8 protein-coding genes are annotated in these 13,789 nt (G+C 71.2%); 6 read left to right on the forward strand and 2 right to left on the reverse strand.

From position 1 onward, the window contains the following. Positions 1 to 22: 22 nt before the first annotated feature. Genes DEU37_RS02565 through DEU37_RS02575 form a run of 3 tightly spaced genes read left to right on the forward strand, consistent with a single transcriptional unit; the run spans position 23 to position 5,759 of the window. The gene (locus tag DEU37_RS02565) at positions 23 to 1,489 is read left to right on the forward strand and encodes an MFS transporter (protein WP_121189115.1); all 1,467 of its coding nucleotides are present in this window, start codon (positions 23 to 25) and stop codon (positions 1,487 to 1,489) included. Positions 1,490 to 1,542: 53 nt separating this feature from the next. Further along, positions 1,543 to 2,694, forward strand: a complete 1,152-nt coding sequence (locus tag DEU37_RS02570) for an exonuclease SbcCD subunit D (RefSeq protein WP_121189116.1) — start codon at positions 1,543 to 1,545, stop codon at positions 2,692 to 2,694. Beyond that, entirely contained in the window at positions 2,691 to 5,759 is a 3,069-nt protein-coding gene (locus DEU37_RS02575; RefSeq protein ID WP_121189117.1) for an AAA family ATPase, read from the forward strand. The genes DEU37_RS02570 and DEU37_RS02575 overlap by 4 nt, the downstream gene beginning before the upstream one ends. Before the next feature lies 1 nt (position 5,760). Here DEU37_RS02575 and DEU37_RS02580 read toward each other — a convergent pair whose 3' ends face one another. Continuing rightward, positions 5,761 to 6,729, reverse strand: a complete 969-nt coding sequence (locus DEU37_RS02580) for a hypothetical protein (protein ID WP_121189118.1) — start codon at positions 6,727 to 6,729, stop codon at positions 5,761 to 5,763. 231 nt (positions 6,730 to 6,960) lie between these two features. Here DEU37_RS02580 and DEU37_RS02585 point away from each other — a divergent pair, with 231 nt between their 5' ends. Further along, the gene (locus tag DEU37_RS02585) at positions 6,961 to 7,548 is read left to right on the forward strand and encodes a hypothetical protein (RefSeq protein WP_036287519.1); all 588 of its coding nucleotides are present in this window, start codon (positions 6,961 to 6,963) and stop codon (positions 7,546 to 7,548) included. An 88-nt stretch (positions 7,549 to 7,636) separates the two neighbouring features. Here the strand turns inward: DEU37_RS02585 and DEU37_RS02590 are convergent, their stop codons facing one another. Beyond that, a complete protein-coding gene (locus DEU37_RS02590) occupies positions 7,637 to 9,706 on the reverse strand; it encodes an NAD(+) synthase (protein ID WP_121189119.1) in 2,070 nt (689 codons plus the stop codon). Between the two features lie 75 nt (positions 9,707 to 9,781). Between DEU37_RS02590 and DEU37_RS02595 the strand changes: the two genes are divergently transcribed. After that, a complete protein-coding gene (locus DEU37_RS02595) occupies positions 9,782 to 13,339 on the forward strand; it encodes a bifunctional RecB family nuclease/DEAD/DEAH box helicase (RefSeq protein WP_121189120.1) in 3,558 nt (1,185 codons plus the stop codon). 78 nt (positions 13,340 to 13,417) lie between these two features. Further along, positions 13,418 to 13,717 carry a DUF3467 domain-containing protein gene (locus DEU37_RS02600; RefSeq protein WP_005049773.1) on the forward strand — a complete coding sequence of 100 codons (300 nt, stop codon included), beginning with the start codon at positions 13,418 to 13,420 and terminating at the stop codon, positions 13,715 to 13,717. Positions 13,718 to 13,789 lie beyond the last annotated feature (72 nt).

The following is a 13,789-nucleotide window of genomic DNA, read 5'->3' on the forward strand; positions in this document are numbered from 1 at the left end:
GAGGGGGCGATAACGTGGACGGATGACCAGTCCGGGTACCGCGAGCATCTCCCTCAACGGCGGGCAGCGCTGGCGCGCGTTCTGGGTCTGCGTGTCCGTCGCGGCGCTGACGATCCTCGATCTGAGCAAGGTGAACGTCGCGCTGCCCTCGATCGAGAAGGCGCTGGGGGCCGGTTCGACCCAGCTGCAGATCGTCGTCTCCGGCTACGTGCTCATGTTCGGCCTCGCCCTCGTGCCCTTCGGGCGCCTCGGCGACCAGCGATCGCGCAAGGCCCTCTTCCTCGTCGGTCTGAGCCTGTTCCTCATCACCAGCGTCGTGTGCGCCCTCGCGCCCACGATCGAGGTGCTGATCGCCGCCCGGCTCGTGCAGGGCCTCGCCGCCGGAATCCAGATGCCACAGGTGCTGGGGACCATTCAGCAGATCTTCGTCGGCAAGGAGCGCGGACGCGCGTTCGGACTGTTCGGAGCCACGATCGGCGTCGCCACCGCCATCGGCCCGACATTCGGGGGCCTCATGATCGCCGTCGGCGGGGTGCAGGACGGCTGGCGATGGATCTTCTGGATCAACGTGCCGCTGTGTGCGCTCGTGATCGCCGGAGTGCTCGGCCTGCTGCCGCGAACGCGGCGCGCGACCCCCGGGCGTCTGCAGCTGGATCCGGTGGGTCTCGTGCTGCTCGCGTTCACGATCGTGACCCTCATGTGGCCCTTCCTCTTCACGACGGGCGCGCCCACCGACGATCCCCGCCGGTGGTGGAGCCTCGTGCTCTTCGTCGTCTTCGTGACCGCGTTCACGTGGTGGGAGCGGCGGTACGCGGCATCCGGTCGTTCACCTCTCGTGCCGTTCTCCCTCTTCTCGATCTCGTCGTTCCGCAACGGCACCCTCGTCGTCACCACCTACTTCACCGCGATCCCGGCGATGTTCCTGCTGACCACGCTCTTCCTGCAGATCGGCATCGGCACCGAACCCGTCTTCGCCGGGATGGTCTCCATCGGCTTCGCCGTGGCCAGCGCCATCACCGCGTGGTTCGGCGGCTCGCTGGTCGGCAAACTCGGCCGCCCGCTCGTGGTGGGCGGACTGATCGTGGTGCTCGTCAGCGTCGTCGCGCTCGCCGTCGTCGCGTACACGGTGCCGGCCGGTGTCGTGGAGTACGCGATGGCGGGGGTCATGGTCCTCGCCGGCGCCGGCGCCGGCCTCGTGGTCGCACCGAACCAGACGCTCACGCTCGCCGAGATCCCCACGCGCGAGGGAGGGCTCGCCGGCTCGGTCGGCCAGCTGGGCCAGCGCGTCGGGACGGCGGTGGGCACCGCGATCGGGCTTTCTCTCTTCTACTCGACGGTCTACCGCGAGAAGGACGGCGCGACCGACGCCCTCGCGGTCTTCCACGATGCGTACGCGTACGGAATGGTGGCCGTCGGCGTCTTCCTGGGCATCGCGCTGCTGATTGGAGTCATCGACCTCGGCGCACGGCGCAGAGCCGCCCAGGACTGAGCCCACCCGCGGGCCTTCCGTGCGATGTCGGCGGCTGCGCCTACCGTGGAGCCATGCGCATCCTGCATACCTCCGACTGGCACATCGGGCGGACCTTCCATGGTCATTCGACGCTCGATGCGCTGCGGGGTGTGCTCGAGACGCTCACCGAACAGGTCCGCACCCACGCGGTCGACGTCGTCATCGTGGCCGGCGACGTCTTCGATTCCGCGACGCCGGCCGCCGCCTGCTACACGCTGCTGTCCGAGACGCTGCGGGCACTGGCCGACACCGGCGCGCAGGTCATCGTCACCAGCGGCAACCACGACTCCGCGGCGCGGCTCGGCTTCCAGGCGGCGCTGCTGCGCGACGGCATCCACGTGCGCACCGACCCGGCGGCGATCGGCGAGCCGATCACGGTGTCGGACGAGCACGGTCCGGTGCACTTCTACGGCATCCCTTACCTCGAACCCGCGCTCGTGCGTGCGGTGTGGCCCGGGGTGCGTACGCAGGCCGATGCGCTTCGCCGTGCGATGGACGTCGTCCGCGTCGACCACGCCTCCCGCGGCGGACGGACGGTGGCGATCGCGCACTGCTTCGCGGCCGGCGTCGAGCCCACCCCGCACCTCGAGCGCGATATCCAGCAGGGCGGTCTCGACGTCGTGCCCCTGTCTGCCTTCGACGGTGTGGACTACGTCGCCCTCGGTCACATCCACGGTCGCCAGAAGCTGGCTGAGCATGTGCGCTACGCCGGCGCGCCGCTGCACTACAGCTTCGGTGAAGGGCACAAGCCGCGCGGGTCCTGGCTCATCGAGATGGATGCCGAGGGAGCGACGGAGGCGGTGTGGGTCGAGCTGCCGGTATCTCGACGCCTCGTCACCCTGCGCGGGCCGTTCGAGGAGATCCTGGCCGCGACCTCGTCCGACGACGATGCTCGCGACGCGTGGGTCAGCGTCGAGTACACCGATGATCTTCCGGTGCGCGATCCGCTGCGCCGGCTCCAGCAGCGTTTTCCGTACTGCGCGAAGGTCGTGCACGTGCCGGCCGTCACGCGCGAGAGCGACGGCCGGGGGTACACCGATCGTGTCCGCGGCGCCCGCAGCGATGTCGAGCTGATCGACGCGTTCCTGTCGCACGTGCGCAGCGGCGAGGGGCTGACGGAGCAAGAGCGCGAGGTGCTGCGCGAGGTCATCGACGAGCGCGCCGTCGTCGAGGCGTTCGCATGAAGCTCCACCGCTTGGAGCTCACCGGTTTCGGACCCTTCCGTGACACGCAGGTCGTCGACTTCGACGCGTTCGACGCCGACGGCCTGTTCCTGATCTCGGGGCGTACCGGCACCGGCAAGTCGAGCATTCTCGACGGGGTCAGCTTCGCCCTCTATGGCAGCGTGCCCCGCTACGACGGCGGCGAGAAGCGTCTGCGCAGCGACCACGCCGGTCTCACGGACCCGACCGAGGTGCGGCTGGAATTCACCGTCGGCGAGCGACGCTGGCGCGTGACGCGGGCGCCGGAGTACGACCGTCCCGCCAAGCGCGGCGGCGGGCTGACGACCGAACCGCCGCGGGCGGAGTTGGAGGAGCAGGTCGAGGGGCGCTGGGTCGGCCGCGCGGCGAAGCCGCGCACCGTCGGCGAGGCGCTCGGTGAGATCCTCGGGCTGAACGCGCAGCAGTTCCAGCAGGTCATCCTGCTGGCGCAGAACAAGTTCTCGCGGTTCCTGCTCGCCTCCGGCGAGGAACGCCAAGGTCTGCTGCGCACGCTCTTCGGCACGCGTCGCTTCGAGCAGTACCGTGATGAGCTCGACCGGCGGCGCCGAGAGGCCGAGGCGGCTCTGGCGGCGGTGGTGTCCCGCGCCGGCACGCTCGTCGAAGAGGGGGAGAGGCTCGCGCGAGCCCACGACCTCGACACCGCGGAGGCCCACGACGACTCCGGAGCCCTCGGGACGGCCGACGCGCCCGGAACGAACCCTGATGCGACGCGCGCAGATCAGGCGACGGTGGCGACCCGGCGTGAGGATCTCGCCCGGGCGTACCAGCGTGCGCGGTACCGCGTCGAACAGTCCGAGCTCGCGCGCACCGCGGCAGAGGAGCATTTCGCCACGGCCACCGCCGCCCATGCCGCAGTCGTGGCCGCTGCCGAGCGCGCGCGGGAACGGCAGGCGCTGCGCGACCGCCTCATCGAACTCGAGGGCCGTGCCGAAGAGATCGGACGTGCGCGTCGCCGACTCGACGACGCGCGCGCCGCCGCGGTGCTGCGCGCGCCGCTCGACACGCTCGAGCGGGCCGAGCGCGCTGCCCTGGCGGCGGCGGACGAGGCGGCGGCGGCACGGGACCGGTGGCGTGCGGGTGGCGCCGACGTCTCGATCGACGCCGCTCACGCGGTCGAGCAGCTCACCGGTGACCTCGCCCGGTGGGAGATCGCCGCCGCCCAGGAGCGGGACCTCGTCGCGCGCCGTGTCGAGCACGAGACCGCGGTCGCGACGATCGCGACGCTGCAGGACGACCTCGCGGAGATCGACGCCCGCCGTGCCGCCCGCCCCGCCGAACGCGCGGAGATCGACGCCGAGATCGCCGACCTGTCGATGCGTGCGACGCGTCTGGAGGATCTGCGGGCCGAACACGTACGTCTGCGCGAGAGCGTCGCCGCCGCGCGCCGTGCCGCCGATCTCTCGGCTGCGCTCACCGCGGCCGAGGCGGCGTATGCAGCGGCGGTGGCGGACTCGGAGGCCGCCTCGTCCGCGCTCGGCGCGCTGCTGCGTCGACGCGTTGCCGGTGTCGCGGGCGAGCTCGCCGCCTCTCTCGTGCCCGGGGAACTCTGCCCGGTGTGCGGCTCCGTCGACCACCCGCATCCCTCGCCGCCCGCCGACGACCCCGTCACCGATGAGCTGCTGGCTGCGGCCGAGCGCGCGCGAGACGACGCCTCCGCCGCCGACGTCGACGCGCGCGAGCGCGCGGCGCTCGCGCGCGATGCTCTCGCCGAGGCCCGCATCGCCGCCGGAGGACTCGACAGTGCGACGGCCGAGCACCGGCTCGCCGCGGCGGCCGTGGCGCAGTCCGAAGCCGAGCGCGCGGCCGCGGCCCTCGCCCTGCTCTCGCAGCGCCGGGCCGCGGCCGATCAGGCCGCGGCGGCCGATGACGAGCGGCGTGCGGCCTGCGTCGAACAGCTCGCGATCACGCGCGAGCGTGCCCGCGCGGCCGAGTCTGACATCTCGCGGCTCGAAGAAGTCGTGACCGCCGCACTCGGGTCGTTCTCGACCGTTGCAGCGCGCATCGCTGCGGTCGCGGCGGAGCGCGACCGGGCGCGCGCGGTCGTCGCGGCGGACGCCGCACGCGATGAGCGCGCGCGTGCCCACCGCGACGCGCGGCATGAGCTCGACGCGCGGCTCGCGGCCTCCGGGTTCGACGATCTGGACGCCGCGCGGGCGGCGCTCATCTCCGAGGATGAGATCGAGGCGATCGACATCGTGATCGCCGACCATGCGGCACAGCTGTCGGCGACGCGTTCGCGACTGTTCGAACTCGAACTCGATGCCGGCGGCGATGACGCCTCCGACGGCGATGTCGACGCCTCCCGCCAGACGGTGGAGATCGCCGATATCGCCCGCACCGAGACGATCTCCGCGCACGCCGGAGCCGTTCGCACGGCTGAGGCGCTCGATGACCTGCTGCAGCAGGTCGACCAGGCGCTGGCGGCGGTGCAGGAGAGCGCCGACGAGACCGCCGGGGTGATCCGTCTGGCCGACAGTGTGGCCGGGCGGGCGCCGAACACGATGCGGATGGACCTCGAGACCTTCGTGCTCGCCGCTGAGCTGGAGGAGATCGTCGCGGCCGCCAACGTCCGGCTGGCGGAGATGTCGTCGGGACGCTACACCCTGCATCACTCCGACGCCCGCGCCGCACGGGGGCGCGCGTCGGGCCTGGGCATCGACGTGCTCGACGCCCACACCGGCCGGCTGCGTCCGCCGCAGTCCCTGTCCGGCGGCGAGACCTTCCTCGCCTCGCTCGCCCTCGCGCTGGGTCTCGGCGAGGTCGTCACGGCCCGCGCCGGTGGCATCCGTCTGGACACGCTCTTCGTCGACGAAGGGTTCGGATCCCTCGACCCCGAGACGCTCGAGCTGGCGCTGCGGACCCTCGACGACCTGCGCACCGGCGGGCGCACCGTCGGTGTCATCAGCCATGTGGAGGCGATGAAGGAGCAGCTGCCGGCCCAGCTCCGTGTCGCATCGACGCCGGAGGGTCCGAGCATCATCCGTCAGGATGCCGCTCGAGCCCTCGTGGTCGACCGTGCGCGCTGACCTACTGCAGGTAGGTCCGCGCGGAGGTCAAGATTTCGCCGTAGAGCGTGCGCAGCATGTCGGCGGAGCTCTCCTCAGCTCCCACACTGGTGATCGTCTGCTGCACGAGGTCGTCGATTCCCGCCTCGCCGGTCGTGAGCAGCGTCTCGCCGATGAGGATCAGCGTTTCGTCGGGGAGGACCTGCTCGATGATCTCGGGCGTCGCCGTCGGGTCGACCTCCGTGAGGATCTGGTTGACCTTCGGGCGGACATCGGCGATGAACTGCTGCTGCGCCGCCGACTCCGTCGCCGTTGCCGAATCGTCGCCCTCGCCGGGCAGGATGTCGCCGGGGCTGACCTCGACGGAGGGGATGGGCGTCGGGGTGCTCATCATCTCGTCGATCGATGAGCCCGCCGAAGAGACGCCGACGAGGATGATCGACCAGATGAGAGCGAACGAGCCGATCGTCGCGCCCACCAGCGACAGCACGAGGGCCGTGATGCTGAGGGGCTTTCCGCCGTAGCGCTTGCCCGCGAGCCCGACGATGGAGAAGATGAAGCCCGCCAGCAGCAGCAGACCGCCGATCAGCACGGCCACCAGACCCACCCACGGCACCGGCACGATGCCGATGATGCTGAGGAGCGTGCCCCCGGCGGCGAGGCCGAGTGCCGTCCACGCGATGGCCTTCGAGCGCGTGTCGGGCACCGGCGGGCCCGAGGGTGCGAGGTACGGCGGGGTCGGCGCGCCGTAGGGGGCGGTGGGTGCGCCGTAGGGCACGGTGGGCTGGCCGGCAGCGGGCGGGAGAGGGGGCGCCGTCGGTGCGACGTAGGCATCCCCGTAGCCGCCGGTCGGGGCAGGCGCGGCAGGCGGGGCTGCGGGCGGGTAGACCTCGGTGGGGGTGGAATCCACCGCGTCGGGAGCGACCGCGTCGGGGACGTCGGCGGCCGAGCCGTCCGGATCCTGAGGATTCGTGGGCGGGGGTGTCGACATCTGTTCTTCCTTCGTTGTGTCCGATCATCGCGGGGCCTGGTCCGGGAGACGTCGGCGCGGCGGCGGTATGTCGACCCTATCGACTCACTGTGACTTTGTTCTCGGTGAGCCGTCCGCGACGTTTCTCACGTCGCATCCGATGACCGCGACATGCCATCCTGAGACAGGATGGGAGCACGCGGCATCCCGCCGGTGCGAGCACGCGGCGGGACGCCCGATGAAAGGGACGCCATGACACTCACCTCGGTTCTGCTCGACACTCCGCCCTCGGTGGCCGCGCGACTCGGCTGGGACCCGGCCACGACCGTCCACGATCGTCGCCGCATTCTCGCGAAGGAGCTCATTGCCGCTCGCCTCGGCTGTGACGTCAACGACATCCGTATCGAGCGCGAGGCGCCGCGCGGCTTCGGCTACCACACGCGCCTGATCGCCTCGCGTGACGGTGAGGAGCTGCCGATCGCCATCGTCACGGCGAGCTTCCGCGCCGCGACGATCGTCGCCATCTGCGACCCGGGCCTTCCGCTGGGCATCGACATCCGTGACATGACACCGGAACCCGCCGACATCCGCTTCATGCAGAAGCACTCGCACCTGTTCGACCCGGACAACATCCCCGACCTGCTCCAGCACTGGGTGCGGGTGCAGGCGGTGCTCGAGGCCGACGGTCGCGGGGTGCGCGTCGCGCCCGACAACGTGCGGCTGGACATGGGGCGGCTGAAGGGATGGATCCCGGACCGCAACATGAAGTACACGCTCGTGGACGCCTCGCGCGACAGCTGGGTGATCACGATCGCGATCGGAACGCTTCCCGCGGCCTGAATCCCGTGTTCATCCGTCCCTTGCTGCCGCATCCGTCGGGCTGAAGCGACCACAGCGGACGGACGAACGCCGCGGGGCGCGGGTGGGCTCAGGCGGCCGGGAAGGCGCGGTCGAGCTCGGCGAGCCACACCGCGGCGTTGCCGTCGCTGGGCGCTCGCCAGTCGCCGCGCGGCGAGAGCGACCCCGATGGAAGCACCTTGGGCCCGTTGGGGATCGCGGTGCGCTTGAACTGCGCGAAGCCGAAGTAGCGCGTCAGGAAGACGCGCAGCCAGCGCACGATCGTCTCGCGGTCGTAGCTGTAGCGGTCGGATGCCGGGAAGCCCGGCGGCCACGCCCCGGCATCCGCGTCGCGCCATGCGTGCTCCGCGAGAAAGACGATCTTCGACGGCCGGAAGCCGTAGCGCAGCACGTGATGCAGCGCGAAATCGTGCAACGCGTAGGGTCCGATCGTGTCCTCGGTCGACTGCACCTTGCCGTCCTGGCCGGCGGGCACCAGCTCGGGGCTGATCTCGGTGTCCAGCACCGCCTGCAGCACCTCCTTCGCCGCATCAGACAGGCTCGTGCCGTCCTCGCCCGCGTGGGCGATGACCCACCGGATCAGGTGCTGGATGAGAGTCTTGGGCACCCCGGCGTTCACCGCGTAGTGGCTCATCTGGTCACCGACGCCGTAGGTGGCCCACCCCAGGGCGAGCTCCGACAGGTCGGAGGTGCCCACGACGAATCCGCCGTTCTGATTCGCGAGTCGGAACAGGAAGTCGGTGCGCGCCCCGGCCTGCACGTTCTCGAACGTCACGTCGTACACGGGCTCGCCGTTCGCGAAGGGGTGGCCGATGCCCGTCAGCAGCTCCGTCGCCATGGGGCGGATGTCGATCGTCTGGATCGACGCGCCGATCGCCTCGGCGAGGGCGATGGCGTTCGACTTCGTGTGATCGCTCGTCGCGAAGCCCGGCATCGTGTAGGCGAGGATGTCGCTGCGCGGGCGACCCATGCGGTCCATCGCGCGGGCGACCACGAGAAGAGCGTGGGTCGAGTCGAGCCCCCCGGACACGCCGATCACGGGCTTGGGTGACCCGATGGCGCGCATCCGCTGCGCGAGGGCGGACACCTGGATACTGAACGCTTCGTAGCAGTCCTGGTCGAGGCGTGCCGGGTCGTCGGGCACGAAGGGGAAGCGGTCGAGCGGGCGACGCAGCCCGATGTCGGATGCCGGGGGATCGACCGTGAACGACACCGTGCGCATCGCCGCCGCTGCCGGGGCGACCGCGCGTCGGTTGTCGTCGAACGTCCCCTGCCGGAGCCGGTCCTGGCGGATGCGGTCGAGGTCGACGTCGGCGATGGCGCTGCGCGGGCCGTCCGGGAAGCGCTCGGTCTCGGCCAACAGGGCGCCGGACTCGTAGATCATCGTCTGGCCGTCCCACGACACGTCGTTCGTCGACTCGCCGAGGCCCGCAGCCGCGTAGGCGTAGACGGCGTTGCAGCGGAACGACTGTGACTTCGCGAGCAGGTGACGGTCATCGGCCCGCGCGACGGTGATGGGGCTGCCGGAGAGGTTCAGGAGAACCGTCGCGCCGGCGAGGGCCGCAGCGGAGGACGGCGGGACCGGCACCCACATGTCTTCGCACACCTCTGCGTGCACGACCAGGCCCGGCACATCGTCGGCGGCGAACAGCAGATCGGTGCCGACGGGCACCTGCTGTCCGGCCAGGACGGCGGTCGCCGGCGCGCCGGCGCCCGCGGCATACCAGCGGGCCTCGTAGAACTCGCGGTACGTCAGCGGGTAGCTCTTCGGGACGACGCCGAGCACGCGTCCGCGGTGGATCACGACGGCGCAGTTGTAGAGGCGGGCGCCCAGCAGCAGCGGCGCGCCGACGACCAGCAGCGGCCGCAGATCGTGCGACGCCGAGGCCAGGGTGCCGATCGCGGCGTCGACGGCGTCGAGCACGGCATCCTGCATGACGAGGTCGTCGATGGCGTATCCGCTCAGGCAGAGCTCCGGGAAGACGGCGACGGCGACGGCGTCGTCGCTGAGCGCGCGGGCCGCATCGATGACCGCCTCGGCGTTTCGCGCCGGGTCGGCGATCGCGACGGGGATGGTGCACGCGGCGACCCGGGCGAACCCGTGCCGGTAGGCGCTCTCGAACGGCAGGTTCTCGCTCACCCCTCCAGTCTGGCAGGTGCACCGGCGCTGGGCGATGTCGGCGGCGCCGACTAGCGTCGAAGGCGGAAGGGTGACATGCGATACATCGAGGACACCGGCGACGGCGCGCGCATCGTCTGGAGTGCGAGCGACCTGAAAGCAGCCGCCGAGTGCGAGTTCGCGTGGCTGCGCGCGATCGACGCCAAGCTCGGACGGGTGCCGGCGGTCGTCGAGCCCGAAGACCTCACCCTCGAGCGCGCCGGGCGGCTCGGCACACAGCACGAGCTGCGCCAGCTCGATCTGTACCGCGCGCAGTACCCCGGACGTGTCGTCGAACTGCCCGAGACGCGATCGTCGGATGCCGTCGCGGTCGCCGCCGCGGTCGCGGTGACCTCGGCGGCGCTGGCCGACCCCTCCGTCGCGGTCATCTATCAGGCGGTGTTCGCGACCGCGGAGTTCGTCGGGTTCGCCGACTTCCTCGTGCGCGAAGATCCCGCTCGCATCGTCGACGGCTCCGAGAACCCGTGGGTCGTCCAGGACACCAAGCTCGCGCGCCACGCACGCGTGACCGCGTTGATGCAGTTGGCGGCATATGCCGACCAGCTCGACCGTCTCGGCGCGCCGCGCAGCGGCCGGGTGGAACTGCTGCTCGGCGACGGCACGACCTCGACGCACACCGTCAGCGACCTCATGCCCGTCTTTCGGTTGCGCCGGCAGCGACTGCGCGCGCTCATCGCCGACCGTGACATCGCGGCCGGTGTCGACGCTGCCCCGATCGGGTGGGGAGATGACCGCGGCGAACTGAGGATCGTCGCGTGCGGGCGGTGCGCGACGTGCGATGCGGAGGTGGTCGCGCACCGCGACCTGCTGTTGGTCGCGGGAATGCGTCCCGTGCAGCGCGATCGGCTGCGTGCGGCCGGTATCCGCACCATCGACGACCTGGCCACCGCGACGGAAGCTCCCGAGCTGATGTCGGGCGACACGTTCGCCGGACTGCGCACGCAGGCGCGTCTGCAGCTGGAAAGCCCCGCAGGCGGCGTGGGCGAGACGGCGACCGCGGACACGCCGCCGGTGCCGACCTTCGAGGTGGTCTTTCCGAAGGCGATCGGCGCGCTGCCCAGGCCCGACCGCGGCGACCTGTTCTTCGACTTCGAGGGCGATCCGCTCTACACCGAAGCCGCCGACGCGGGGGGAGCGTCGTGGGGCATCGACTACCTGTTCGGGTGGGTCGACGACGACGAGCAGTACGCGGCACTGTGGGCGCACTCGTTCGCAGAGGAGAAGCGGGCGCTCGAGGATTTCCTGGATGTGGTCGCGCTGCGCCGTCGCGCCCATCCCGGCATGCACATCTACCACTACGCGCCGTACGAGCCGACGCACCTGCTGGCGATGGCCGCGCGGTACGGGGTGCGCGAGGCCGAGGTCGACACGCTGCTGCGTGAAGGCGTCTTCGTGGACCTCTATCCGATCGTCCGGCGCGCCCTGCGTGTGGGGTCGCGTTCGTACTCGATCAAGAAGCTCGAGCCGCTCTACATGGGCGCCGAGGTGCGCACGAGCGACGTGCAGCGCGGCGATGATTCGATCGTCAAGTACGTCGAAGCGCGCGAGCTGATGGCGGCGGGGGAGGATGCCGCGGGAACGGCCATCCTCGATGACCTCGCCGACTACAACCGCTACGACTGCGTCTCGACGCGGCGCTTGCGCAACTGGCTCGTGGAGCGGGCCCGGGAGGCGAAGCTCCTGCCCTCGGCCGATGTCGACGCCGCGGAGCGTCCGTACGAGCCCTCGCCGCGTGCCGAGGCGCTCACGCGGATGGCGGGCGTCGCCGACACCGACGACGCGCCCGACGAGGCCGCGGTCACCGCGCTGAAGCTCGCCGCGGCGGCGATCGACTACTACCCCCGCGAGGCGAAGACGTTCTGGGCGACGCATTTCCTGCGGCTGCGGGAGCCCGTCTCGATCTGGGAGGACACCCGCGACGTCGTCGTCTTCGACCATGATCGCTGCCGGGTCCTGACCGACTGGCACGTGCCGGAGGGCGGTCGCGTCCAGCGCCGGGTGCTCGAGCTGCGCGGCGACCTCGCGCCGGGAACGAAGCTGTCCGCGGGGGGATCGGTCTTCCTGCTGTACGAGCTGCCGACACCGTTCCCGATCGACACCAGCCCGCGATGGATCCACGCCGCGCGGTCGGTCCGCGTCGTCGACGTCCTCGATGACGGAATGGTCCTGGAGGAGAACTCCGTCCACGGATTCACCTGGCAGGAGCTGCCGATCGCCTCGACCCCGCCCGCGCCGCCTCAGGCCGGGTCGCAGCAGGCGGCGATCGATCACTGGGCCGACACGATCATCCAGGCGGCGCCGCTGCGCTCGGCGGACTTCCCGTTCGACCCCGCGACCGACCTGCTGCTGCGCAGAGTCCCGCGCACGCGCTCGGGTACGCTCGCGCGCGGCGACGGTGACGCGGTCGACGAGATCGCCCGCGCCGTCGACGATCTCGACCGCAGCTATCTGGCCGTGCAAGGCCCGCCGGGCACCGGCAAGACCTACGTCGGTTCGCACGTGGTCGCGCGCCTGGTCCGCGAGAAGGGATACCGCGTCGGCGTGGTGGCGCAGTCGCACGCGGTCGTGGAGAACATGCTCGCGCGCATCGTCGATGCGGGGGTGTCGGGTGAGCGCGTCGCGAAGGCGACGAAGGGCGCGGCATCCGGTGCGGAGAGTTTCACCGCCATCGCGAAGGACGGCTATGCGGCTTTCGCCCAGGCCCACCCGGATGGGTTCGTCATCGGCGGTACGGCATGGGACCTGAGCCACCCCGGACGTGTGCCCCGCGCGAGTCTGGACCTGCTCGTCATCGACGAAGCCGGACAGTTCTCGCTCGCCTCGACCATCGCGGTGTCGGTCGCGGCGCAGCGACTGCTGCTGCTCGGCGATCCCCAGCAGCTGCCGCAGGTGAGCCAGGGCACCCATCCCGAGCCGGTCGACACCTCCGCACTCGGATGGGTGATGGACGGCGTCGCGGTCGTCCCCGATGATCGCGGCTTCTTCCTCGCACAGACGCGGCGGATGCGCCCCGAGGTCGCCGCTCCCGTCTCCGAACTGTCCTACGACGGGCGACTCGCGGCGCATCCGTCCACCTCGGGGCGTCACCTCGACGGCGTTGCGGCCGGCGTCGTCCCCATGCCGCTGACCCACGCGGGCAACGCCACACAGTCGCCGGAGGAGGCCGACGCCGTCCTCGCCCTCGCCCGCGACCTCCTCGGGCGGGCGTGGACGCCATCCGAACAGGCGCGCCCGCGACCGCTCACGGCCGCGGATCTGATCGTCGTCACCCCGTACAATGCGCAGCAGGTGCTCGTCGAGTCCGTGCTGGCAGCGGCCGGGCTCGGGGAGATCCCGGTCGGAACGGTCGACAAGTTCCAGGGTCAGGAAGCTGCCGTCGCGATCGTGTCGCTCGCGGCATCCAGCGGCCGTGATGCACCGCGAGGGCTCGAGTTCCTCCTGCTGCAGAACCGTCTGAACGTGGCCATCTCGCGCGCCGAGCACACCGCGTTCGTGGTCTACGGCACGGGGCTGCTCGACGACCTGCCCCGCACTCCCGACGGTGTCGCCCGCCTCAGCGCCTTCGCCCGTCTCGTCGGCGCGGACGCGCCCTAGACTCGGCCTATCGGTCGACGCGCACCGGTCGAGTTCCGCGGGGCGACGCCTCCGCGACGTGGCGAACAGGAGCACGACATGAGCGATGAGATGCCCCGGCAGTTTGAGATCGATCTGCCGCCGGAGGTGATCGCCGGCAGCTTCGCCGACTTCGCCAACGTGTGGCACACGCCCGACGTGTTCGTGATGGACTTCGTCTCTCTCGTGCGGCCTCCGCAGGCCGGGGCGGATGCCGACGGTGCGCCCGTCACGGTCGTGCCCGCTCGGGTGGTGCAGAGAGTGCGCATCCCCCCGCAGCAGGTGTTCGAGCTGGCGAAGGCGCTCACCCAGCAGCTGGAGTTCTGGGAGCAGGAGACCGGGCGGCGCGCCGAAGGGTGACGACACCGTCACCCGGGGCCGCGACCGGTCTAGCTACCTCGCCGGTCATCTTCGGGGGATATACTCCCCGAG

It is taken from the genome of Microbacterium sp. AG790, assembly GCF_003634765.1.
GTDB lineage: Bacteria > Actinomycetota > Actinomycetes > Actinomycetales > Microbacteriaceae > Microbacterium.